This is a genomic window from Dactylosporangium sp. NPDC050688, assembly GCF_040654515.1.
Taxonomy (GTDB): Bacteria; Actinomycetota; Actinomycetes; order Mycobacteriales; family Micromonosporaceae; genus Dactylosporangium.
Genome location: NZ_JBFAIC010000033.1, coordinates 1 through 23832 on the forward strand (window position 1 = coordinate 1; position 23832 = coordinate 23832).

Below are 23832 nucleotides of genomic sequence, written 5' to 3' on the forward strand. Positions count from 1 at the left end.
CAACGATGGTCCGACTCATCTGAGCTCCTCCTTCTGCGGGGGTGGTCATTCGGCCGCGCGGAGGCCGCGCGACAGGGTGCCGTGCCCGGGGTGATGGTCCCCGGGCGCGGTCCTCGCCTGGTCAGTCGCCGTCGAGGTCGTCATTCGGTGGCTCCACTCCGGTTCCACTCCGAGCCCAACCAACGCGAAAACCATCGATTGCTAGACCGGTGAGTACCAGCGTTCGGACCACGATCTCCCGCCACCATTCGTGATCCAAGGACGATTCTGGTCGTCTGGGTGACCACTTCGGTCCTTCGATCATCGGCGCGCGTCGCCTGCGGCAATGAATGCGTTGCCCGTGGTGCCCGTTGTCTGTTCCGCTGGTGATCGAAGGACGATTCTGGTCATCCTGGTGGCCATTCCGCTGCTTTGATCACGAGCGGGGGTGCTTCGACCTCGGTGGTGGCGCGTTCGACGGCCGTTGCCGCGTGGATGTTGCCCATGCTGTGTGTCGCCCGCGGCTTTCAGCGCGTTGCCCGCCGTACCCGTTGTCTGTTCCGCTGGTGATCGAAGGACGATTCTGGTCATCCTGGTGACCACTCCGATCCTTCGATCATGAGTGCGTTGCCCGTGGTGCCCGTCGTCCGTTCCGCTGGTGATCAAAGGACGGTTCTGGTCGTCTGGGTGACCACTTCGGTCCTTCGATCATCGGCGCGCGTCGCCTGCGGCAATGAATACGTTGCCCGCGGTGCCCGTCGTCCGTTCCGCTGGTGATCGAAGGACGATTCTGGTCATCCTGGTGACCATTCCGCTGCTTTGATCACGAGCGGGGGCGGCTGCGACCTCGGCGGTGGCGCGTTCGACGGCCGTCGCCGCGTGGGTGTCGCCCATAGCGTGTGCGTCACCTGCGGCCTTTAGTGCGTTGCCCGCGGCGCTCGCCGTCTGTTCGCCTGTGATCGAGGGATGGTTCTGGTGACCATTCCGGTGCTTCGATCATCGGCGTGGTGCCTGTGGCAGTGAGTGTGTTGCTCGCGGCGGCCATGGTCTGTCGCGGCTCGTGATCGAAGGATGGTTCTGGTCGTCCTGGTGACCAGAACCATCCTTTGATCATCGGGGGTCGGCGGGAGGCCGTGTCGCGACCGTGCCAGTCGTGTGTCGGGGCCGGGATCACGGGATCACGGGATCCTTCGCGCCCGGTAGACATGCGGAAACGGCGTAGAAGGGGCCGCGGGTGGACCGCGGCCCGGGGTGACAGTTAGGCGGCGACTGGGGATCCCTGGTGGACCCAGACGCGGAGGACGTCGCGGACGGAGATCACGCCTAGGACCTCGTCGCCGTCGAGGACTACCAGGTGGCGGAAGCCGCCGCGGACCATGGCGGAGGCGGCTTCCTCGATGGTCCAGGTGGGGCTGGCGTAGACGACTTCCCAGGTGATGTGGGCGGCGGTGCGTTCGACGTCGGGGTCGAGGTCGGCGCCGAGCGCCTTGAGGATGTCGCGTTCGGTGATGATGCCGACGCCCTCGCCGTCTGGGTCGACGACGATGGCCGAGCCGACGCGGTGGCGGGACATCAGTTGGGCGGCCTGGCGGAGGGTATGGTCTGGGCCGAGCTGGACGACGGCAGTGGACATCGCTTCGTGGACCTGCATCAGGCATCACTCCTCGCAAGGCACGTTACGGAAATCCTCCCTGCTCAGTGGCCGACTCTCAAGAGTTGCTCACCCTTTTGCGCGGACCAGAAGCGACACCCGAAGCGAGAAGCCGCGCGAGAAGGGCCGTTACCGCGCCGGAACGCGCGTTAGAGTTCGAAGACGTGCGCTTCCTCAACGATCAGCAGCCCGGCCACGAGCTGACCTATGACGACGTGTTCATGGTGCCGAGCCGCAGCGCCGTCGAGTCACGCATGGCCGTCGATCTCAACACGCGCGACGGGAGCGGCACGACGATCCCGATCGTGGTGGCGAACATGACCGCGGTTGCGGGGCGGCGGATGGCCGAGACGGTGGCGCGGCGGGGCGGGCTGGCGATCATCCCGCAGGACATCCCGATCGACGTGGTCGCCGAGGCGGTCGCGTGGGTGAAGCAGCGGCACCTGGTGCACGACACGCCGATCACGCTCGGGCCGACGGAGACGGTGTCGCTCGCGCTGGACCTGCTGCCGAAGCGGGCGCACGGCGCGGTGATTGTCGTGCAGGACGGCAAACCGGTGGGTGTCGTGACGGAGAGCGACTGCGCCGACGTCGACCGGTTCAGCCAGCTGGGCAGCGTGATGTCGCGCAACCTGCAGACGCTGCCGGAGGACATCAGCCCCGAGGCGGCGTTCGAGCAGCTGACCGCCGGGCACCACAAGCTCGCTCCGGTCATCGACGCGGCCGGCCGGCTGGTCGGCATCCTGACGAGGAACGCGGCGCTGCGCGCCACCCTGTACCAGCCGGCCGTCGACGACAACCAGCAGCTGCGCATCGGCGCGGCGATCGGCATCACCGGCGACGCCGCCGGCCGGGCCGACAAGCTGCTCGCCAGCGGCGTCGACGTGCTCGTCGTCGACACGGCCCACGGCCACCAGGAGCGGATGATCTCGACGCTGCGCGCGGTGCGGAAGCTGAAGCCGACCGTACCGGTCGTCGCCGGCAACGTGGTGACCCGCGACGGCGTCGCCGACCTCATCGAGGCGGGCGCCGACATCGTGAAGGTCGGCGTCGGGCCGGGCGCCATGTGCACCACCAGGATGATGACCGGGGTGGGGCGGCCCCAGTTCTCCGCGGTGCTGGAGTGCGCGACCGAGGCCCGTCGCCACGGCCGGCACGTGTGGGCCGACGGCGGCGTGCGCCACCCGCGGGACGTGGCGCTCGCGCTCGCCGCCGGCGCGTCCAACGTGATGATCGGGTCCTGGCTCGCCGGCACCCACGAGTCGCCGGGCGACCCGCGCCGCGACCCGAGCGGTCAGCTGTACAAGGAGAACTTCGGCATGGCGTCGGCCCGCGCGGTGAGCCGGCGGACCGCCGACGACAGCGTGTACGAGCGCGCCCGCAAGGCGTTGTTCGAGGAAGGCATCTCATCGTCGCGGATGTACCTGGATCCGCGCCGCCCGGGCGTGGAGGACATCCTCGACGCGATCGTCGCCGGGGTCCGCAGCGCGTGCACGTACGCGGGCGCGAGCAACCTCGAGGAGTTCGCCGAGCGTTCCACCGTGGGGATTCAGAGCGCCGCCGGGTACGCAGAAGGAAAACCGCTGGATGTCAGTTGGTGAACAGGCCGCCGGGATAGTCTCGTCACCCGCAGGTCACGTATGGTGCGTGTCGTGAAGCTCGTTCGCGACCTCGGCCGTCGAGGGTGACCGACCAGCCGCCATCACGCCGGCGCCGCATGCAGGCGTTTCGCGTCGCGTCCCGTTTCGTCGGTGCCGGCCTGCTCGACCAGGTCGTCATCGCGACCGCCAACGCGGCGAACACGCTGCTTGGCGGCATCCTGCTGCCCAAGGACAAGTTCGGTGCGCTGGCGCTCGCCCTGAGTGTCGGGTACTTCTCGATGTACCTCAACCGGGCGTTCGTCGGTGACGTCCTGCTGGCGCTGGCGTCACGGTTCGAGGGCGAGCACCGGGGCCGGCTGATCCGCAACGGGCTGACGACCGCGTTCTGCTCCGGTGTCACCACGATGGTCGTGTTCATCGTGCTGTGGCTCGCCTGGCCGCACAACGGCAACATCGACCTCGACGAGCTGATCTGGCTGGTGCCGTTCATGGTGCCGCTGATGCTGCACGACACGGCCCGCTGCGACTACCTCGCCGACCGCCGCCCGGACAAGGCGCTCGGCATCGACCTCGTGTGGGCCGGCACGCAGGGCGTCGTGATCATCGCCATGATCCTCACCGGCAACGAGAGCCCGGGCGGGCTCCTCGCCGCGTGGGGCATCGGCGCGACCGCCGGCGCCACCGTGTACCTGCTCCGCGAGCGCCGGGTGCCGTGGCGCGGCAACCCGAAGGCGTGGCTCGCCGAGACCCGGCACCTGTCCGGCTGGTTCACCGCCACCGCGATCGTCGCCCAGGTGCAGGTGCTGTCGATCAGCTTCCTGGTCGCCGGCAAGCTCTCCAAGATCGACCTCGGTAACCTGCGGTTCGTGCAGACGGTCCAGCTGCAACCGGTGCAGAACCTCGTCGCCGCGATCCAAGGGCTGCTCGTGCCGCGGGCGTCGCGGGCCGCCGCCGACGCGGCGAAGCCCGGCGCCGAAGGGGCCGACGCGGCCGCCGCCCTGCGCCGCCAGACCCGTCAGCTCGCGATCGCGTTCGCCGTCCTCGGCACGCTGATGGTGGTCATCGTGTGGCCGCTGGTGTCGTGGGTACTGACCACGACCGACAAGTTCGCCGAGGCCGCTCCGCTCGCACTGCCGATCGCGCTGCAGGGCGCCGTGTACCTGCTCCAGGTGCCGTTCACCGCCGCGATGCGGGGCATGCACCGGGCCAGGATGCTGTTCGTGCAGTACGTCGTGTTCGCCACCGTGTCGCTGACCGGCCTGTCGGTCGGCGCCAGCCAGGGCCTGCAGGGCGCCGCGTGGGGGCTGCTCACCGGCTCCGCCACCGGCCTGGTCTGCATGGTCGTGCTGTACGGCATCGCGCTGAAGAGCGTCGGCCCGCCGGCCACGGCACCCGCACCGCGGCTGGACGCGACCCAGAACGCCTGAGCGACCTTTCAGCCCAGCGGTTGCGACCGGACCCGCCGGCCCGCCGCAGCCGCGCCGGCAGGACCGTCATCACGCAGGCGGCCGCAGCCGGCGGGACAGTCAGCGGGCCTGCGCCGGGGTCCTGGGTGGGCTGAGGAGCAGGGCGGCCTCGCCGGCGAGCAGCAGCAGCCACAGGGTGCCGCCCGTGCCACCGATCAGCCACTCGTTGGTGATCATCGTGACGAGCGCGCCGGGCAGGAACACCACCAGCCACGGGGGAGCGTCCCGGCGGCGCCGCCACACGTGCCACAGCAGCAGGCCGAGGCCGGTGAGGAAGGCGACCACGCCGGCCACGCCGGCCTTGCGCAGCGCCGCGATCGGCGCGTTGTCGACGGTCAGCTTGATGTCGGCGCCGCTGCTGGCCCGGTAGACGGTCGCCCGCGCGTCGCGGGTGTTGCCGAGCAGCTTCTCGGCGAGGCTGTCGCGCCGCCAGTCGGCGCCGACCTGCCGCCACGTCTCGACCCGGCCGCTGCTCACCCCGGCGTCGTCGCCGTAGCGCTCCTTGACCAGGAACGACGGGCCGTTGACCAGGAGCACCACGGCGAGGGCGGCGGCGGGCACGAGGGCCCGGCGGTGGTCGTACCAGATGAACACCAATGTTGCTGTCAGCAGCAGCAGGAAGCCGGTGCGGGAGTCGCTGGTGCACAGGATCAGGGCGGCCGTCGCGACCGACCCCACCCGCTGCCAGGCGGCCGCTGTCGCGTCGGCGCTGATGCGGATCGCGGCGAGCGCGGCGATGCACGCCATCGCGTTGGGGTGATCCAGCAGCCACGACGCGCCCCAGAACCGGTACTCGAAGCCGCGCCCCCACGGCGTGTCCGGCACGACGTGCGGCGCCGTGAACAGGTTGCCGGAGCCGGCCAGCAGCAGCGCCGCGACCGTGCCGAGGAACGCGACCGCGATGCCCCGGGTGAACCGCGCGAAGTCCCCCTTCACCGCGAACACCGCAAGCACGACGAGCCCGAAATATCCGGCGTACAGCATCCGCTGCAGAGCGATCTCCGGCTTCATCACCAGCACCGCGCCGAGCGCGTCGATGACCAGGTAGGACACGCCGAGCCAGGCGGCGCCCGAGCGCAGCGCGGCCGCCTCGAAAGGCCGGCACCAGAACAGCAGCAGCAGCCCCGACAGCAGCAGCAACGTCCACACCACGACGCCGGTGTTCGTGTACGTCCAGCTCAGCACCCCCTGTACCGCGAACACCCCGCCGAGCACCAGGCCACGGACGTCGCAGGCCGGCACCAGCGACACGGTGAGGACCCCGACCGCCCCCGCGACCAGGCCGGCGAGCAGCGCCAGGGCCGCGGCCCGGTAGCTGTCGTCGACGACCAGCTCGACCGCGCCGGCGAGCAGCCCCACGGCCACGATCCCGGCGACGGCCCAGCCGGCCCGCGTGATCACCGCAGGACGCTGCGGTAGACGTCGATCAGCCGCTGGATGAGTACGTCGGGGGAAAAGTGCTCCTCGTACCGGCGGCGCGCGGCCGACGTGAGCGCGCCGGCACCGGCGTGCGCCTTCGCCAGGCCGTCCGCGAGCGCCTCCGGGGTGGGTTCGACGACCCAGCCCGCGTCACCGGTGAGGAACGGCAGCCCGCCCCGGTCGGTGACCAGCGCCGGCCGTCCGGCGCACAGGGCCTCCAGCACCACGGTCGGCAGCACATCGTGCCAGGTCGAAGCGACGATCATGCAGGCCGCTGCGCCGATCTGCGCCCGCACCTCAGCATGCGGGACAACACCCAGATACGAAATATCCGACCTGTCGCGAGCGGCCGCCTCCGCCAGCGGGCGCAGCGGGCCGTCGCCGACGATCCGCAGCGGGCCGAGCGCCCCCTCCGGGTGCCGCCGCCACGCGTCCAGCACCAGCTCCAAGCCCTTCTCCGGGCTGAGCCGCGCCACGTAGACGAAGCCCTCGCCGGCCCCGGGGGCGACGCCCGTGTCCGGGATGCCGTTGGGCTTGACGGTGATCCGCTCGTCCGGGATGCCGAAGTCGCGCAGGTGCGCGGCGATCCGGTCGCTGAGCGCCACGAACCGGTCGACGCTGCGCCACGTGCCGCGGTGCACCGCGAGGGTCGTGGCCATCACCGCCGACTGGGCCTTCGAGTCCCGGTAGCAGGCGTGCCGGACCGCCGGCAGCGCGAACGCCCTGCCGCGGCACTCCGTGCAGATGTGCCCGTCGCGGAAGTACAGCCCCGGCGCGCACACCTGCCGGTAGTTGTGCACCGTGTGCACCACCGGGACGCCGAGCGAGTGTGCGGTGCGCACCACCCACGGCGACAGCAGCGGGTACGCGTTGTGCAGATGCAGCACGTCCGGCTTTTCCGCTTTTATCAGCTTTTCCAGGGCGCGCTGCGACTCGCCGTTGCGGATCGGCGACAGCGGCAGCAGCACCTTCCGCGCCGTGGAGAACGTGCCGATCTCATCGGAGCTGCGCAGGAACGGCAGCACCGACACCCCGGCCATGGACAGTTGCGCGATCTCGGCGTCGACGATGACGTTCTCACCGGACGGCGCGCCGGACGCGTAGCGATTGTGCGCGACAACGACCTTCATGACGGAAAAAGACTACGGCCCGTGTCGTGAGGCAGACTGTACGGGTGCCAGAGCTGCCCGAGGTTGAAGCGCTCGCCGCGTTCCTCCGCGACCGCGCCGTAGGCCACACCGTCGAACGCATCGAGGTCTCCTCCCTCAGCGCGTTGAAGACCTTCGACCCGCCGGTCACCGCCGCGGCCGGCCTGCCGCTGACCGGCGCCTCCCGGCACGGCAAGTTCCTCGACATCCACGTCGGCGACGACCTGCACCTCGTCACCCACCTCGCCCGCGCCGGCTGGCTGCACTACCGCGAGACGTTCAACGCCAAGACCCCGCTCAAACCCGGGTCCGGCCCCATCGCCGTGCGCGTCCGGCTCGACGACGAGTCCGGCTTCGATCTCACCGAGGCCGGCACGAAGAAAAGCCTCGCCGCCTACTTCGTCACCGACCCGCGGCTCGTCCCCGGCATCGCCCGGCTCGGCCCCGACGTCCTCGCCGTCACCACCGACGAGTTCGCCGCCGCGATCCGCAGCCGCAAAGGCCAGATCAAAGGCGTCCTCACCGACCAGACCGTGATCGCCGGCGTCGGCAACGCCTACTCCGACGAGATCCTGCACGCCGCCAAGATGTCCCCGTTCGCGCTCACCAACCGCATCACCGACGACAAGATGGCCGAGCTGCACACTGCCACCCGCGCCGTGCTCACCGGCGCCGTCGCCCGCTCCGTCGGACAGAAAGCGGCCACCCTCAAGTCCGAGAAACGCTCCGGGCTCGCCGTGCACGCCCGCACCGGCCTGCCCTGCCCCGTCTGCGGCGACACCGTCCGCGAGGTCTCCTTCGCCGACACGTCCCTGCAGTACTGCCCCACCTGCCAGACCGGCGGCAAACCCCTCGCCGACCGGCGGCTGTCCAAGCTCGTACGCTGACCCGGTGCGCCGAGCCTTCCTGATCGCATTCGCCGGTTTCTTCCTGCTCGGCGCGGCCTGGGCGCTCGCCCTGCCGGTCAACGGCACCTACGACGAGAAGCAGCACCTCGTGCGCGCCTGGGCCGTATGGACCGGCCAGTGGCTGCCGCACGCCCGCACCATCGACGCCAGCGGCAACGAGACCAACGCCTTCGACGGCCCCCGCAGCCTCCTGCCCGCCGACGCCGACTGCACGTGGCTCGACAAACCCGATTACAAGCCGGCGTCGTGCCTCACCTTCACCGGCGACCGCACCGAGGTGCTCGTGCCCAGCGCCGCCGCCCGGTACAGCCCTGTCTACTACGCCCTCGTCGGACTGCCGCTGCGGATCTCCCCCGACAACACCGGCCTGATCCTGGCCCGGCTGCTGTCCGCCGCACTGTCCGCGGCGCTGCTCGCCGCCGCGCTCGCCCTCGCCGGCCCCGGGCTGCTGCGGGCCGCCGTCGTCCTCGCCGCCACCCCCATGGTCATGAACCTCGACGGCGCGCTCAACCCCAACGGCATGGAGATCAGCGCCGCGGTGCTGCTCTACGTCGCCCTGCTGCGCAAGCACTGGCCCGCGGCCGGTGTCGCGGCGGCCCTCCTGCTCACCGTCAGAGACCTCGGCCCGGTCTTCGCCGCCGGTGTACTGGCAGTGTCGCTGTTCGTCACCGGCTCCTGGGTACGGTCCAAGGCGTTCTGGCTCCCGTTCGCCGGCGGCGCCGCCTTCGCGGTCTTCTGGGCCATCACCGCGTCCCGCAACGACGCCATCGACCCCGGACGGCCAATCGCCGCCACGACCAGCGGCGCCATCCTGCGCGACATCGCCGACAACCGCGCCGAGTTCTGGGTCCGGCAGATCATCGGCCAGTTCGGCTACGGCGAGACCACCGTCTCCCTCGGCCTCATCGGGCTCTGGTACCTGCTCGTCGCCGCGCTCGTCGCCCCCGCCCTCTGGTTCGGCACCACCCGGCTGCGCATCGCCATCCTCGCCGTCGGCATCGGATCCGCCGCCCTGCTCGTCGCCCTGGAGCTGTACTTCGCGCCCAAGGTCGGCCACTTCGCCCACGGCCGGTACGTCATGCCGCTCGGCGTCGGCGTGGTCCTCCTCGCCGGGACAGCGGACCGTTACGCAGCGTGGCTGACCGACCGTGGCTGGCTCGACCGGCTCACCATCGGCCTCGTCGCCGTCACCGTCCCGCTCGACCTGTACGCCCTCGCCCGGGTCATGACCCGCTTCCAGCACGGAATCAACGAAGGGCTGAACCCGTTCGGGGGAACATGGCAGCCACCCCTCGGCAGCGTCTTGCCCGTTCTGGCGTGTTTAGTGGGTGGTGCGCTACTCGCGGTGATTGTCACACGGAGTTCTGTCCGGCCCACGCCACAGCACTCGACATCCAACACGTTCAGCAACTAGTCTCGGCCGGTCGTCGTCGGTTGCCCCGGCCAACATGGGACACTGCTCGCGTGCGATCGGGTGTCCTCGTAGCCGGCAACCACATCCCACCCGGTCGAGCAGTTGAGCGCCTGATCCCCGGATCGTGGTGCGAGAGGACACACTCAGGTGACCGCTAGTCTCCAACGTCCGGCCACCCCGCCGAGCCGGAGATCAACCTTGGGTGAGCTTGACAGCTTCGAGATTCTTCCCGAGCACGCGCTCACCCCTGTCGGCCCCAACGGCGTGCCCCGCTCCGGCTGGCAGCGCGCCCGCCGGGTCTCCCGGTGGCACCGCCCCTACGCGGCGATCCTCCTACTGCTCGACACCCTCGCCTGTGTCATGGCCAGCGTCACCGCCAGGACCTTCCTCGACAACAAGACCAACGAGATCTTCCGGCACAATCCCAGCCTGTGGACCTCGATCACGTTCGGTCTCCTGCCCGCCGTCTGGCTGCTCGTCCTCTGGGGCCACGGCGCCTACGACCGCCGCTACCTCGGCACCGGCACCGACGAGTTCAAGCGCGTCGTGCGCGCCTCCTGGACCGTCGTCGCGATCGTCGCCTTCGCCGCGTTCGCGACCAAGACCGCGGTCTCCCGGGTCTCGGTCGGCGCCGCGCTCGTCGGCGGCCTGCTCTACGTGCTCATCCTGCGCTACTTCGCCCGGCGCGCCCTGCACTACGTGCGGACCAAGTTCCACCTCGCGACCCACCGGCTGCTGCTCATCGGCACCCTGCAGGAGGCGCTCGAGGTCCACCAGGCGATTGCCCGCGACCCCGCCGCCGGCCTGGTCCCCGTCGGCATCCACCTCACCGAGGGCTACGCGCCACGGCCGAGCACCGTCACCCCCGTGCCCGTCCACGCCGGCCGCGACATCCTCTCCCTCGTCCGCGAGCTCAACGCCGACACCATCGCCGTCTGCGGCTCCGCCAGCGCCGAGCCCGTCGAACTGCGCCGCCTCGCCTGGCAACTGGAAGGCACCGGCATCGACCTCGCCGTCGCCCCCCAGCTCACCGACATCGCCGGCCCGCGCGTGCACATCCGCCCGATCGAAGGCATCCCGCTGCTCTACGTCGAAGAGCCCAAGCTCTCCGGCATCGGCTGGCTCTTCAAGAACGTCATCGACCGGACCCTCGCCCTCATCACGCTCCTGCTCGTCCTGCCGTTCTTCCCGTTCGTCGCGCTCGCCATCAAGCTCTCCGACCCGGGGCCGATCTTCTTCCGCCAGCCCCGCATCGGCCGCGAAGGCAAGATGTTCAAGGTCTGGAAACTGCGGACCATGTACGTCGACGCCGAAGAGCGCCAGGCCATGCTTGACGACCAGAACGAGAGCGACGGCCTGCTCTTCAAGATGAAGAACGACCCGCGCGTGTTCAAGGTCGGCAAGTGGCTGCGCGCCACCTCCATCGACGAGCTGCCGCAGATCCTCAACGTCCTCGCCGGCGAGATGTCCCTGGTCGGGCCCCGCCCGCTGCCCGCCGACGACGGCGACTTCCTGGGCGACGTCCGCCGCCGCCTGCTGGTGCGCCCCGGCATTACCGGCCTGTGGCAGGTCAGCGGCCGCAGCGACCTCTCCTGGGACGACGCGGTCCGCCTCGACCTGTACTACGTCGACAACTGGTCCCTCGTCCTCGACCTGCACACCCTCTGGCGCACCATCGGCGTCGTCGTCTTCCGCAAGGGCGCCTACTGACGCCCACCACCCCGCCTTTGGCCAGCGGCGCGGATCGACCACCCGGCAGATTCCTTGGATCATGGGCCGTGCCGGCGGCGGCCACGGAGATCGCGGTCCGGGCGTGATCTGGGCGCGTTCTGAGCGCGGTCCGGGCGTGATCTGGGCGCGTTCTGAGCGCGGTCCGGGCGTGGGTCGGGTCCGGTTCGGTCGTGTGAGTCCGGGCGCGGGTCGCCGTCAATCATGGCGCCGTCGATCATGGGTTCTTGATCGAAGGCGCGGGATGGTCGCCGGGGTGACCAGCACGTTCCTTGGATCATGGGCCGGGCCGGTGGTGGTCGCGGAGATCCCGGTCCGGGCGTGGTCCGGGCGTGGGTCGGGCGTGGGTCGGGCGTGGTCCGGGCGTGGGTCGGGCGTGGGTCGGGTCCGGTTCGGTCGTGTGGGTCCGGCCGCGGGTCGCCGTCAATCATGGCGCCCTCGATCGAAGGCGCGGGATGGTCGCCGGGGTGACCAGCACGTTCCTTGGATCATGGGCCGGGCCGGCGGTGGCCGGGGAGATCGCGGTCCGGGCGTGGTCTGGGCGCCGGTTGGGTCGGGTGAGTCCGGGCGCGGGTCGCCGTCGATCACGGCGCCCTTGATCGAAGGCGCGGGATGGTCGCCGGGGTGACCAGGGCGTTCCTTGGATCATGGGCGGGGTTGGGAGTGGCCGGGGAGATCGCGGTCTGAGTGCGGCTTCCGCTCGGTGATGAGGTCGGGCTGTCCGAGCGCGCCGGGCTGCCCTGCGCCGGGCTGTCCGCGTGCGTACAACTGTCGGGCCGTGCGCCGGGGTGTTGAGGGCTGTCCCGCGCCGCTGGGGTGGTTCAGGATGAGCGCGTGGGTGGAAACCTCGCCGCGGCTGCTGCCGTCGCTGTGCTGGCGGCGGCGCTTGCCGCGGCCGTCTACGCCGTCGTGCGGTTGCGGTCGCGGCGGGCGATCGCTACCGCTGCGCAGCGGGCGACGTACGACGTGCTGCACATCGCCGCCCTGGCGGCGGAGCCGCTGCGCAACGGGCTGACCGACGTGGCAGCGGGCAAGGCGGTCCGGCATCTGCGGACGTTGACCGGGGCGGCCGGGATCGCGGTGACCGATGCGACCAGGGTGCTCGCGTTCGACGGGGCCGGGGACCATCACCGGGAGCAGATCGCCGTGGCGGGGGCGAAGGCGGTCACCGCGGGACGGCCGACCGTGCTCGGGGGTGTCGACCTGCCCTGCGACATGGTCGACTGCCCGGTCCGGGGGGCCGTGGTCGTGCCGCTGGCGCAGCGGGAAGGGGCGCTGGTCGCGCTGTCCGACGGGCCGCCGGCACCGGGGCTGGTGCAGGCCACCGCGGAGACGGCCCGGTGGGTCGGCACGCAGCTGGCGCTCGCCGAGCTCGATACGTCGCGGGCGCGGCTGGCGCGGGCCGAGGTCAGGGCGCTGCGGGCGCAGATCAGCCCGCACTTCATCTACAACGCGCTGACCGCGATCGCGAGTTTCGTGCGCACCGACCCCGAGCTGGCGCGGGAGCTGATCCTTGAGTTCGCCGAGTTCACCCGGTACTCGTTCCGCGCGCACGGCGAGTTCACCACGCTCGCCGAGGAGCTGCGGTCCATCGACCGGTACCTGACCATCGAGCGGGCCCGGTTCGGGGAGCGGCTGCAGGTGCGGCTGCAGATCGCGCCGGAGGTGCTGCCGGTGACGCTGCCGTTCCTGTGCCTGCAGCCGCTGGTCGAGAACGCAGTCCGGCACGGGTTGTCCCGAAAGCCCGGGATGGGCACGATCAGCATCGTGGCCAGGGACGCCGGCGCCGAGTGCCAGATCACCGTCGAGGACGACGGGGTGGGGATGGACCCTGCGGTGCTGCTCAGCGCCGACGACACGACCGACGCGGGGCAGCAGGTCGGCGGCGACGGCGGGCAGCACGTGGGGTTGCGCAACGTCGACGAGCGGCTACGGTCGGCCTTTGGCGACGGGTTCGGGGTCGTGGTCGAGACCGCGCCGGGCGCCGGCACGAAAGTCAGCATGCGGGTCCCGAAGTTCCACCCAGAGGTACGAAGCACCCAATAAATACAGAAGAACACAAACATCCATGAACCAAGGGCGGCCAATGATGCAGTCGAGCGCCGGCAAGAGCGTCACCGGGCAGATCGTGCAGGAGCACGCGCCGCAGACCGGGTTCCTGCGCGTCCTCGCCGTCGACGACGAGGTGCCCGCGCTGGACGAGCTCGCGTACCTGCTGCGCGCCGACCCCCGCGTCGGCCGGTTGCACACCGCCGGCGACGCGACCGAGGCGCTGCGGGTCCTGCGGGACGTCGACGTCGACGCCGTGTTCCTCGACATCCGCATGCCCGGGCTCGACGGCATGGAGCTGGCCAGGGTGCTGGGCCGGTTCGCGAAGCCGCCCGCGGTGGTGTTCGTGACCGCGTACGACGACCGCGCCGCCGAGGCGTTCGACCTCGGGGTCGCCGACTACGTGCGCAAACCCGTCCGTGCCGACCGGATCGCCGAGTCGCTGCGGCGGGTCCTCGCCACCCGGCTCGTGCCGGCGCACCCCGCGGTCGCCGGGCGGCGCGACCGGCAGGACGACCCGACGATCCCCGTCGAGCTCGCCGGCACCACCCGGATGCTGCCCCGCTCCTCGGTGCGCTGGGTCGAGGCGCAGGGCGACTACGCCAGGCTGCACACCGCCGACGCCTCCCACCTGGTCAGGGTGTCTTTGGCGACGCTCGCCGAACGCTGGGCCGACGCTGGGTTCGTCCGGGTCCACCGCTCGTTCCTCGTCCAGCTGAAGCTCATCACCGAGCTGCGGATGACCAACACCGGTTATGTGGTGGTGATCGACGAGCACGAGCTGCCGGTGAGCCGCCGGCACACCCGGGAGCTCAAGGACCGGCTCGTGCGCGCCGCCAAGTCGTGGTCATAGGTCTTCACGACTTCCACACATCACGCACGGTTGCCCCTCGCATCTACCCAATACGCTGCTGTCATGAGTCTTCCGGGTACGGGGGAGCGACGGCGGGTCCTCGTCGTCGACGACGAACGGATGATCGCCGAGTCGATCGCGGCCCGGCTGCGTGCCGAGGGGTTCGCCGTCGACCAGGCACATGACGGCCCGTCGGCCGTCGCCGCCGCCCGGCTGCTGCGTCCGGACCTCGTCGTGCTCGACGTGATGCTGCCCGGTTTCGACGGGCTCGAGGTGTGCCGCCGCATCCAGGCGGAGCGTCCCGTCGCCGTCCTCATGCTCACCGCCCGTGACGACGAGACCGACATGCTCGTCGGCCTGGCCGTCGGCGCCGACGACTACATCACCAAGCCGTTCTCCATGCGGGAGCTCGCCGCCCGCGTCCACGTGCTGCTGCGCCGCCTGGAGCGGCTCGCGCAGACCCAGCCGGACCCGGACGCGGCCCCGATCGTCCTCGGCGACCTGGAGATCAACCGGGCGCAGCGGCGGGTCAGCCGCGGCGGCGTCGAGGCGCACCTGACCCCGACCGAGTTCGACCTGCTGGTCAACCTCGCCACCCGCCCGCGCACGGTCCTGCCCCGGGAGCGCCTCCTCGCCGAGGTGTGGGGCTGGGCCGACGCGTCGGGGACCCGTACCGTCGACAGCCACATCAAGGCGCTGCGCCGCAAGCTCGGGTCGGACCTGATCAGGACCGTCCACGGCGTCGGGTATGCCCTGGAGACCACATGAAGAACTTCCTGGACCTGCTGCCCCGCCCGCTCGACCCGCTGCGCTCGATCAAACTCAAGCTCGCCGTGCTGCTGGTCGCGTCCGCCGGCGCCGGTCTCGGCGTCTTCTGGATCGGCATCGGCTGGATCCCGCCGACGACGACGGAGATCGCGCTCACCGTCGGCCTGCTCACCTCCCAGGTCCTCGCCCGTGGCGTGACGTCGCCGCTGCGGGACATGACCGCCGCCGCGCAGGCGATGTCCCGCGGCGACTACTCCGTGCGGGTCCGGGCCACCTCGAAGGACGAGGTCGGGCAGCTCGCCGTCGCGTTCAACCAGATGGCCGCCGAGCTCGCCGCCGCCGACCAGCAGCGCCGGGAACTGATCGCCAACGTCTCCCACGAGCTGCGGACCCCGATCTCCGCCGTGCAGGCGGTCCTGGAGAACGTCGTCGACGGCGTCGTCCAGCCGGACCCGGCGACGCTGCGTACCGCGCTCGCCCAGACCGAACGCCTCGGCCGGCTCGTCACCGAACTGCTCGACCTGTCCCGTCTCGACGCCGGCGTGATCCCCCTGGACCGGGAGGACTTCCGCATCGAGGACCTGCTCATCGAGGTCGTCGCGGAGGCCGAGGTCAAGGCGTCCGCGGCCGGCTACAAGGTCGAGTACCTGTCCTGCGCCTTCCCGGAGAACGCCCTGGTCAGCGCCGACCGGGCGCGGCTGCACCACGTCCTGACCAACCTCGTCGACAACGCCACCCGGCACAGCCCCGACGGCGGCACCGTCACGATCATCGGCCGCCGCGACGGCGACCAGGTGATGATCGAGGTCGCCGACGAGGGCCCCGGCATCCCGCACGCGGAGCGCGAGCGGGTGTTCGAGCGGTTCACCCGCGGCGCCCGCGCCTCGGGCGGCGGCACCGGCCTCGGCCTGGCGATCGCGCAGTGGTTCATCCAGCTGCACAGCGGCACGATCGCGGTCATCGAGCAGCCGGACGGCATGGCGGGCTGCCGCATCCGCGTCACCCTGCCCGTCTGATCCACGCGTCTTCATTACGTGTCCGGTGTACCGCCGGACGCGCGGTTCCCCATACCTCCCGGAGTCCGAGATGACGGCACCGACCTTCGAACCGCCGGACGGCCCGCAGCAACCGGCCGAGTCCACCCACAAAGAGCCCACGCAGCACAAAGAGCCCACGCAGCGAGAAGGGCCCGCGCGAGACAAAGAGCCGGCGCAGGGGGAAGAGCCAGCGCAGCGGGAAGTGCCAACGCCACCGCCAGGCGGCGCCCCCGCGCCGAACCTGTGGAAACCACCCCAGCAGCCACAACCACCGAGACCCCCGCAGCCCGGAAACCCGGCGCAACCCCAACGACCGGGGCAGCCGCCGGCGCAGCCGAGACCGCAGGGAACCCCGCCCCCGCAGCAGCACCTCGGCCCCAACCCGGCGCTGCTCAGCCCGATCAGGCTCGGCCCGCCGAACCCGACGGTGTTCCAGCTGCGCTGGCCCCAGCGCAGCACCGCCGCCGGCCCGGACGTGCTCATCGGCGCCCTGGTCGCCGCGGTGATCGCGGCCGCGGCCCTGCCGCTGGACCGGCCCGGCATCGGCTGGCCGGTCGCTGGTCTCGGCCTGGTCGGTGCCCTGCTCGTCGTGCTCCTGCGGATGGACCCGCAGCGGCGCGGCACCAGCGCGATCGAGGCGACCTGCTGGAGCGCCGCCACCGTGGCGCTGCTGTCGGTGGGGGTGTTCCGGGCCGCCGGCTGGCTGTTCGCGCTGTGTGTCCTGGCCGCGTTCGGCACCGTCGCCCTCGCCGTCGGCGCGGGCCGGCGGGTACCGGCCGTGTTCATGGCGGTGCTGAACCTGCCGCTGGCCGGGTTCCGGGCGCTGCCGTGGGTCCGGTGGGGCATCGCCAGGGCGCGGGCCACGGAAGGGGCGTCCGGCGCGACCCGGGTCCTCGCGTCCGTCGGCCTCGGCGCGCTGCTGCTCGTCGTCTTCGGTGCCCTGTTCGCCAGCGCCGACGCCGCGTTCGACCGGATCGTCCAGGCGATCCTGCCGGAGCTGTCGCTGGGCACGCCGTTGCGGTGGCTGTTCGTCGGCACCGTGTTCGCGTTCCTCACCGTCGGCGGGGCGTACCTGCTGCACAGCCCGTCCACGGTCGGTGACGGCACGCCCCGCCCGGCCCGCACGGTGCACTGGTACGAGTGGGTCGTCCCCGTCGGCGCCGTCCTCGCCGTCTTCGGGATCTTCGTCGGCGTCCAGGTCGCGGTCCTGTTCGGTGACCGTGACTACGTGATGCGCACCGCGGGCCTCACGTTCGCCGACTACGCCCGCAAGGGCTTCTGGCAGCTGCTCGTCGTCACCCTCCTCACGCTCGTCGTGATCGCGGTGACCGCGCGCAAGGCGGCGCGGGAGACGGCCCGGCAGCGGCTGCTGCTGCGGGTGCTGCTCGGCCTGCTGTCCGCCGGGGCGCTCGTCGTCGTGGTCTCCGCGTTGTGGCGGATGAATGTGTACGAGCAGGCGTACGGCTTCAGCCGCCTGCGGGTCCTGGTCAGCGCGTTCGAACTGTGGCTCGGCGGCCTCATCGTGCTGATCATGATCGCCGGGGTGGTGCCGGTGACCCGGTGGCTGCCGCGCGCCGCGGTCGCGCTGTGGGTGGCGACCCTGCTCGGGCTCGCAGTGCTGAACCCGGACCGGTTCATCGCCGAGCAGAACGTCGCTCGGTACGCCGAGCACAACAACTCCGACATCTGGTACCTGTCGACGCTGTCCGCCGACGCCGCCCCGGCCCTGGACAAGCTGCCACCCGGCGCCCGCGAGTGCGCCCTGTCGGAGATCTCCAGCGACGTGCGCGACGCCGACGACTGGCGCGGGTGGAACCTCGCCCGCGCCGAGGCCCGAAGGATCGTCCCCGACGAGGTGAGCCCGGGACGTTTCCCCTGCTACCGGAGCTACCGGTAGCGAAGGACGCGGCGGGCCGACGTTCAACGGGGGACGTCGGCCCCTTGCGTTTGTTTCTCGCCGGTTGCGAGACTGCGGTCCATGGAGCCGCCCGCCCCGCGGGTCCGCGTGGTGCTCGGTGACGTCGCCCGCGGCCGCATCGACGTCGCGCGCACCCGCGCCGAGCTCGAGGAGCAGAGCCCGGTCGGCGCGGCGCTCGCCCGTGGTCTCGTGCGCGCCCAGCTGGCGGTGGCGGTCCGGCTCGCCGCGGTCGTCGCGGTCGCCCTCGGCGGCCTGCCGTTGCTGTTCGCCGCCGCGCCCGCCGTCGGCCGGGCCCACCTGTTCGGGGTGTCGGTGCCGTGGCTGCTGCTCGGCGTCGCCGCCTACCCGTTCCTGTTCGTCGTCGGCTACGCGTACGTACGCCTCGCCGAGCGCAACGAGCAGGAGTTCGTCGCGCTGGTCGAGGACAGGTCCCAGCAGCAATCATGAGCGGCCCGCAGCGCAGCGGAGGGCTGCGAATCGGCAGCTCAGGGTGGAGCTCAGGCCGGCGTCGGAGCGCAGCGGAGGGGACGGCATGAACACATACGCCCTGCCGGCGGTCGTCGCGGTCACGCTCGTCACCGTCGGCATCGGCATCTACGGGCTGCGCTTCGCCCGGACCACCTCGGACTTCCTCGTCGCGTCCCGGATGGTCAGCCCCACCTGGAACGCGGCCGCGATCAGCGGCGAGTACCTGTCCGCGGCCAGCTTCCTCGGCGTCGCCGGGCTGGTGCTCAAGTACGGCGTCGACGTGCTCTGGTACCCGGTCGGGTTCGCCGCCGGGTACCTGGCGCTGCTGCTGTTCGTCGCCGCCCCGCTGCGCCGCTCCGGCGCGTTCACCCTGCCGGACTTCTGCGAGGTCCGGCTCCGTTCGAAGCGGCTGCGCAAGCTCGCGACCGCGTTCGTCATGTTCATCGGCTGGCTGTACCTGGTGCCGCAGCTGCAGGGCGCCGGGCTGACCCTGCAGACGGTGACCGGCGCCCCGTACGCCCTCGGTGCCCTGCTCGTCGGCGTCGTCGTCACCCTCAACGTGGCACTCGGCGGCATGCGGTCGATCACGTTCGTGCAGGCGTTCCAGTACTGGCTGAAACTGACGGCGCTGGCGGTGCCGTTCGTGTTCCTGCTCATGCAGTGGCAGTCCGACGGCCGTCCCGCGCTGACCGCGCCCGCCGGGCCGACGTTCCCCGTCGCCACGACCGTCACCGTCGAGCACGTGACCCGGCTGACCGTGACCACCCCGACGCAGGTCACCGCGCACGGCCGGCTGGACGGCGCCGCGGTCGGCGGCACGGTGCTGCTCACCGCCGGCGAGCACGTCGCCGACGCCGGGACCGCCCTGGAGTTCCAGGCCGCGGCGCCGGTACCGAAGGTCGCCGCCGTCTCCGCGGACTCCCCGTCCGACTGGCTGCTGCCGGGCGACCATTCGCAGGGGATCTTCGCCACGTACTCGCTGATCCTCGCCACGTTCCTCGGCACGATGGGCCTGCCGCACGTCCTGGTCCGCTTCTACACCAACGCCGACGGTGCCGCGGCCCGGCGCACCACGCTGGTCGTCCTCGGGCTCGTCGGTGTCTTCTACCTCACCCCCACCCTGTACGGGGTGCTCGGCCGCGTGTACACACCGCAACTGCTGATGACCGGTAACACGGACGCGGTCGTGCTGCTGCTGCCGTCCGCGGCGCTCGGCGGCGGACTCACCGGCCAGCTGCTGAGCGCGCTGGTCGCCGCAGGCGCGTTCGCCGCGTTCCTGTCCGCGTCGTCGGGGCTGCTGACCAGCGTCGCCGGCGTGCTGTCCACGGACGTGCTCGGCCACGGCTCCGTCCGCGACTTCCGGCGTTCCGCGCTGGTCGCCGGGATCGTGCCGCTGCTGCTCGCCCTGTTCGTGGCGAGCCTCGACGTGTCGCAGGTGGTCGGGCTGGCGTTCGCCGTGGCCGCGTCCAGCTTCTGCCCGCTGCTGGTCCTCGGCATCTGGTGGCGGGGGCTTACCGCGGTCGGCGCGGCCGCCGGGATCGTCGCGGGCGGCGGCGCGGCCGCATCCGCGGTCCTGCTCACCGTCCTCGGCGGCCCGCTGCCCGGCTGGGCCGGGGTCCTCACCACCCAGCCCGCCGCGTGGAGCGTCCCGCTCGCGTTCCTGGTGATGATCTCGGTGTCGCTGCTCACCCGGCACCGCTTGCCGAAGGATCTCGGAGCGATCATGCTTCGCCTGCACGCGCCGGATGCGCTGCGGATGTGACGGTTTACGGGGATGCGGGGGATACGGGCGTGACCTACGGTCGAACGGTGACGGACAGCGAGACCGGCTCCGCGCTCGTGCTGCGAGGGCTCACCAAACGTTTCGACAGCAAGATCGCGGTCGCCGGGGTCGACCTTGACGTGCCGACCGGGTCGTTCTTCGGCCTGCTCGGCCCCAACGGCGCCGGCAAGACCACGTCGCTGTCCATGGCGGTGGGGCTGCTGCGCCCCGACGCCGGCCACGCCTACGTCCTCGGCCACGACGTGTGGTCCGACCCGGTCGAGGCGAAACGCCGCCTCGGGGCGCTGACCGACTCGGCCCGCATGTTCGACCGGCTCACCGGCAGCGAGCTGCTCGCGTACACGGGACTGCTGCGCGGCCTGCCGCAGGACGTCATCGACGCCCGCGCCGCGGAGCTGCTCGACGTCCTCGGCCTCGCCGATGCGGGCAGGACCCTGGTCGTGGACTACTCCGCCGGCATGAAGAAGAAGATCGGCCTGGCCTGCGCGCTGCTGCACGCGCCGCGGCTGCTGGTCCTCGACGAGCCGTTCGAGGCCGTCGACCCGGTCTCCGGTGCCCTGATCCGCGACATCCTCGTCCGGTACGTCCGCAACGGCGGCACGGTCATCTTCTCCAGCCACGTGATGGAGGTCGTGGAGCGGCTCTGCACCCACATCGCGATCCTCGCCGACGGCCAGATCAAGGTCGTCGGCACCACCGACGAGGTGCGGGGCGGCCGGGAGCTCGAGGACGTGTTCGTCGACGTGGTCGGCGGGCGGGTCGCGACCGGCGCGGAGCTGTCGTGGCTGTGACCCCGCCGCACATCCCCGCACAACGCCCGGAGCCGGCCGGGCCGGTTGCGCCGGCCGCCGCCGGGCCCGGCACGGCCGTCGAGGCCGCCGCGGCGCCCGGGATCTTCGCGCCGCGGCCGGAGCCGGTCCGCGCCGGCGAGCCCACGGCCGGCCACTTCGTCCGGCTCAAGCTGCGGATCCTGCGCAACGCCATGCGCGGCAAGAAGTCCCGCGTCTGGCTGTTCGTCCTCAGCGTCTTCTTCGGCCTGTGGGCCGCGTTCGTCGGGGTGAGCCTCTTCGCCGGCAGCAGCATCGCCGACGACGGGCTGCGCCCCACCCTCGCCGCGTTCGCCGGCGCCTCGCTCGTGCTCATGTGGGTGCTGGTGCCGCTGCTGTTCTTCGGCGTCGACGAGACCCTCGACCCGGCCAGGTTCTCGCTGTTGCCGGTGCCGCGCCGCACGCTCGTGCTCGGCATGCTCGCCGCCGCGTGCGTCGGCATCCCGCCCGTCGTCACGCTGCTCACCGGGCTCGGCTCGACCGTCGGCGCGGTCCTCGACGGCGGGCCGGCGGCCGGCGCGGTCGCGGTCGTCGGCGCCGTCGTCGGCCTCGCCGTGTGCGTCGCCGCGAGCCGCGCCGTCACCAGCGCGTTCGCCGGGATGCTGCGCTCGCGGAAGGTCCGCGACCTGGCGGCGCTGCTCATCGCCCTCGCCGGCATCTCCTGCAACCCGATCGTCCAGCTGGTGATGGCGCTCGTCGAGAACGGCGAGTCGAAGCAGGCCGCGACGATCGGCCAGGTCCTGTCGTGGACGCCGCTGGCCGCGCCGTTCGTCGCCTACGTCGACGCGATCGCCGGCGACTGGCACCTCGCCGCCGCCCGGCTCGCGATCGGGGTCGCCGGGGTCGCGCTGCTGCTGTGGTGGTGGCTGCAGACGATCGAGTCGGCGATGCTGGGCACCGCGTCGACCGGCGCGGCGAAGAAGGCGAAGACCGCCGACGGCCGCCCGGTACGCGCGTTCCTGCCCGGCATCGTGCGGTTCCTGCCGGTCGGGCGCTTCGCCGGCCTCGTCGGCCGGGAGGTCCGCTACTGGTTCCGCGACCCGCGCCGCCGCGCCAGCCTCATCTCGCTGCTCGCCACGTCCGTGGTCGTCCCGTTCGCGTTCACGTTCGGCTTCGGCACCGGCTCCGGCGAGCAGGAGGCCGCCCGGCAGAGTGCCGGCCTCAGCGGCGGCGCCCTGGTGATCTCGCTGATGTTCGCCGGCGCGTTCGTCGGGCTCGTCCTGGTCAACCAGTTCGGCAACGACGGCACCGCGTACGCGCTGCACATGCTCACCAACGTGCCCGGCCAGGTCGAGCTCGCGGCCCGCGCGATCGGCGTCGGCATCCTCACGTTCCCGCTGCTGGCCGCCGGCACCGTCGCCGTGTCCGTGCTCAGCGACCACACCGCGCAGCTGCCGGCCGCGCTCGGCGTCGGCCTGTGCGCCTACGGCATCTCCGTCGGCGCCGCCGGGGTCACGTCGGTGCTCGCTCCGTACCCGATGCCGGACTCCGCGAACCCGTTCGCCATGAACACCGGCCAGGGCAGCGCGAAGAGCATGCTGTCGTTCGTCAGCATGATCATCACGTGGGTGCTGACCGCGCCGCTGCTGGTCGCGTTCCTGCTGCTGCCGGACGGTTTCCAGTGGGTACTGCTGCCGGCCGGCCTGCTGTGGGGCTTCGCCCTCGCCTGGGTCGGCACCCGGGTCGCCGGCAACCTCCTGGAGCGGCGCGCGCCGGAGGTCCTGATCGCGGTCACGCCGAAGCGGGGGTAGGCCACACGTAGGGCTCGTCCGGGTCCGCGTCCGGGAACAGGGGCCCGTAGAAGTCCGGGTCCTTGCGGACCAGCGCCGAGCGGTGGCTGCGGTGCACGTCCTCGCGCCCCAGCCACGGCGGCACCGCCACGACCCGGGTCAGCTCCTGCTGCGAGCGGGCCGGCCCGCACGCCGCCGTCAGGGTCGCCGCCACCGTGTCGGCGTGCCCCAGCGCGGTCCACGCGACGCACATCTCCAGCCCGTAGCGGACCAGGGCCTCCTCGTACCCCTTCCACATCTTCACCGCCGGGTGGTGCCGCCAGCCGTACCCGGGCACGATCAGCCCGCGCAGCACCTGCAGCGCCTCGACCCGCTGCTTGCCCAGCCGCCGCGGGTCCAGCACGAGGGCGGTGGCGGTGAAGTCGGGATAGGGCAGGAAGGTCTGCACACTCCGGTCATACCCGACAATGAGCGGGTGAGTATCCACGCCACGGATCCGTTCGCCACCCCGGACGACCAGCGCTCGCCGCTGCGGCGGCTGCGCGGGCGCCTCCCCGCTCCCGTGACGCTGTGGACGGCGGCCGGCACCGGCGCGCCCGCCCGTCCCGCCGGGCTCACCGTGTCGTCGATGCTGGTCGCCGACGGTGACCCGGGCCGCATCGCCGGGCTCGTCGACGACGAGAGCGACCTGTGGACCGCGCTCGAGGCGACCGGCCGGTTCGCCGTCGTCCCCCTCGCCGAGGGTGACAACCAGCTCGCCGAGCGGTTCGCCGGGCTGATGCCCGCGCCGGGCGGGCTGTTCGCCACCGGCGACTGGGAGCACACCGAGTTCGGGCCCGTCCCGCGCGGCTACCCGTGGGCCGGTTGCCGCCTCGACCGGGCCGCGCCGTTCGGCTGGTCGCTGCTCGTCGAGGCCACCGTCGAGCGCGTCGAGCCGGCGGAGCCGGCGGCGAAGCCCCTGCTCCACCACCGGGGTCGGTACACCTCGATATAAACACCGGTAAACGGTGTGACCGCTGTCACTGGGCGCACCGAACCTGCCGTTCAGCGCAGCGGTCCGCCGGGCCCGTCCAGGGATCTTCACG

19 protein-coding genes are annotated in these 23832 nt (G+C 71.8%); 15 read left to right on the top strand and 4 right to left on the bottom strand.

All coding sequences use genetic code 11. The annotated features are described in order from the left end of the window. Positions 1-1237: 1237 nt before the first annotated feature. Entirely contained in the window at positions 1238-1630 is a 393-nt protein-coding gene (locus tag AB0H83_RS27890; RefSeq protein ID WP_360099491.1) for a CBS domain-containing protein, read from the bottom strand. Between the two features lie 164 nt (positions 1631-1794). On the opposite strand from AB0H83_RS27890, the gene AB0H83_RS27895 reads away from it, so the two are divergent. Continuing rightward, positions 1795-3231, top strand: coding sequence for a GuaB1 family IMP dehydrogenase-related protein (locus tag AB0H83_RS27895; RefSeq protein WP_360099493.1), 1437 nt, complete (start codon positions 1795-1797; stop codon positions 3229-3231). A 116-nt stretch (positions 3232-3347) separates the two neighbouring features. Next, on the top strand, positions 3348-4658 hold the full coding sequence (locus AB0H83_RS27900) for a hypothetical protein (RefSeq protein WP_360099495.1): 1311 nt from the start codon (positions 3348-3350) through the stop codon (positions 4656-4658). Between the two features lie 99 nt (positions 4659-4757). Here AB0H83_RS27900 and AB0H83_RS27905 read toward each other — a convergent pair whose 3' ends face one another. Beyond that, the gene (locus tag AB0H83_RS27905; RefSeq protein WP_360099497.1) at positions 4758-6098 is read right to left on the bottom strand and encodes a hypothetical protein; all 1341 of its coding nucleotides are present in this window, start codon (positions 6096-6098) and stop codon (positions 4758-4760) included. Continuing rightward, complete coding sequence (locus AB0H83_RS27910; RefSeq protein WP_360099499.1) at positions 6095-7246, bottom strand: glycosyltransferase family 4 protein; 1152 nt, start codon at positions 7244-7246, stop codon at positions 6095-6097. The genes AB0H83_RS27905 and AB0H83_RS27910 overlap by 4 nt, the downstream gene beginning before the upstream one ends. 44 nt (positions 7247-7290) lie before the next feature. Here AB0H83_RS27910 and AB0H83_RS27915 point away from each other — a divergent pair, with 44 nt between their 5' ends. The 12 genes from AB0H83_RS27915 (at position 7291) to AB0H83_RS27970 (ending at position 22768) form a co-directional block, all read left to right on the top strand. Beyond that, positions 7291-8151: a DNA-formamidopyrimidine glycosylase family protein gene (locus tag AB0H83_RS27915; protein ID WP_360099501.1), complete on the top strand. Its 861-nt coding sequence runs from the start codon at positions 7291-7293 to the stop codon at positions 8149-8151. 4 nt (positions 8152-8155) lie between these two features. After that, positions 8156-9586 (top strand): DUF2142 domain-containing protein, encoded by a 1431-nt coding sequence (locus AB0H83_RS27920; RefSeq protein ID WP_360099503.1) that lies wholly within the window; start codon positions 8156-8158, stop codon positions 9584-9586. Positions 9587-9784: 198 nt separating this feature from the next. Continuing rightward, positions 9785-11296 carry a sugar transferase gene (locus tag AB0H83_RS27925; RefSeq protein ID WP_360099505.1) on the top strand — a complete coding sequence of 504 codons (1512 nt, stop codon included), beginning with the start codon at positions 9785-9787 and terminating at the stop codon, positions 11294-11296. An 852-nt stretch (positions 11297-12148) separates the two neighbouring features. Next, positions 12149-13360: a histidine kinase gene (locus tag AB0H83_RS27930; protein ID WP_360099507.1), complete on the top strand. Its 1212-nt coding sequence runs from the start codon at positions 12149-12151 to the stop codon at positions 13358-13360. Positions 13361-13403: 43 nt separating this feature from the next. Continuing rightward, complete coding sequence (locus tag AB0H83_RS27935) at positions 13404-14216, top strand: LytTR family DNA-binding domain-containing protein (protein ID WP_360099689.1); 813 nt, start codon at positions 13404-13406, stop codon at positions 14214-14216. Positions 14217-14279: 63 nt separating this feature from the next. Then, entirely contained in the window at positions 14280-14984 is a 705-nt protein-coding gene (locus AB0H83_RS27940) for a response regulator transcription factor (RefSeq protein ID WP_360099509.1), read from the top strand. After that, positions 14981-16000: a HAMP domain-containing sensor histidine kinase gene (locus tag AB0H83_RS27945; RefSeq protein ID WP_360099511.1), complete on the top strand. Its 1020-nt coding sequence runs from the start codon at positions 14981-14983 to the stop codon at positions 15998-16000. The genes AB0H83_RS27940 and AB0H83_RS27945 overlap by 4 nt, the downstream gene beginning before the upstream one ends. 223 nt (positions 16001-16223) lie before the next feature. Then, positions 16224-17918 carry a DUF4153 domain-containing protein gene (locus AB0H83_RS27950; protein ID WP_360099513.1) on the top strand — a complete coding sequence of 565 codons (1695 nt, stop codon included), beginning with the start codon at positions 16224-16226 and terminating at the stop codon, positions 17916-17918. 81 nt (positions 17919-17999) lie between these two features. Continuing rightward, positions 18000-18386, top strand: coding sequence for a hypothetical protein (locus AB0H83_RS27955; protein WP_360099515.1), 387 nt, complete (start codon positions 18000-18002; stop codon positions 18384-18386). 85 nt (positions 18387-18471) lie between these two features. After that, complete coding sequence (locus AB0H83_RS27960) at positions 18472-20169, top strand: cation acetate symporter (RefSeq protein WP_360099517.1); 1698 nt, start codon at positions 18472-18474, stop codon at positions 20167-20169. A 47-nt stretch (positions 20170-20216) separates the two neighbouring features. After that, the gene (locus AB0H83_RS27965; RefSeq protein ID WP_360099519.1) at positions 20217-20981 is read left to right on the top strand and encodes an ABC transporter ATP-binding protein; all 765 of its coding nucleotides are present in this window, start codon (positions 20217-20219) and stop codon (positions 20979-20981) included. Beyond that, positions 20972-22768 (top strand): ABC transporter permease, encoded by a 1797-nt coding sequence (locus tag AB0H83_RS27970; protein ID WP_360099521.1) that lies wholly within the window; start codon positions 20972-20974, stop codon positions 22766-22768. Before AB0H83_RS27965 ends, AB0H83_RS27970 begins: the two co-directional genes overlap by 10 nt. Here the strand turns inward: AB0H83_RS27970 and AB0H83_RS27975 are convergent. After that, positions 22749-23195, bottom strand: a complete 447-nt coding sequence (locus tag AB0H83_RS27975) for an MSMEG_6728 family protein (protein WP_360099523.1) — start codon at positions 23193-23195, stop codon at positions 22749-22751. The genes AB0H83_RS27970 and AB0H83_RS27975 overlap by 20 nt on opposite strands. Between AB0H83_RS27975 and AB0H83_RS27980 the strand changes: the two genes are divergently transcribed. Continuing rightward, positions 23175-23741: a flavin reductase family protein gene (locus tag AB0H83_RS27980; protein WP_360099691.1), complete on the top strand. Its 567-nt coding sequence runs from the start codon at positions 23175-23177 to the stop codon at positions 23739-23741. The two genes, AB0H83_RS27975 and AB0H83_RS27980, sit on opposite strands and share 21 nt — an antisense overlap. Positions 23742-23832: the final 91 nt, after the last annotated feature.

Coding starts and splice junctions, on each gene's coding strand:
- AB0H83_RS27940 (WP_360099509.1), top strand. CDS start 14,280: ATGAGTCTTCCGGGTACGGGGGAGCGACGGCGGGTCCTCGTCGTCGAC.
- AB0H83_RS27890 (WP_360099491.1), bottom strand. CDS start 1,630: ATGCAGGTCCACGAAGCGATGTCCACTGCCGTCGTCCAGCTCGGCCCA.
- AB0H83_RS27910 (WP_360099499.1), bottom strand. CDS start 7,246: ATGAAGGTCGTTGTCGCGCACAATCGCTACGCGTCCGGCGCGCCGTCC.
- AB0H83_RS27900 (WP_360099495.1), top strand. CDS start 3,348: ATGCAGGCGTTTCGCGTCGCGTCCCGTTTCGTCGGTGCCGGCCTGCTC.
- AB0H83_RS27960 (WP_360099517.1), top strand. CDS start 18,472: ATGAACACATACGCCCTGCCGGCGGTCGTCGCGGTCACGCTCGTCACC.
- AB0H83_RS27935 (WP_360099689.1), top strand. CDS start 13,404: ATGCAGTCGAGCGCCGGCAAGAGCGTCACCGGGCAGATCGTGCAGGAG.
- AB0H83_RS27955 (WP_360099515.1), top strand. CDS start 18,000: ATGGAGCCGCCCGCCCCGCGGGTCCGCGTGGTGCTCGGTGACGTCGCC.
- AB0H83_RS27945 (WP_360099511.1), top strand. CDS start 14,981: ATGAAGAACTTCCTGGACCTGCTGCCCCGCCCGCTCGACCCGCTGCGC.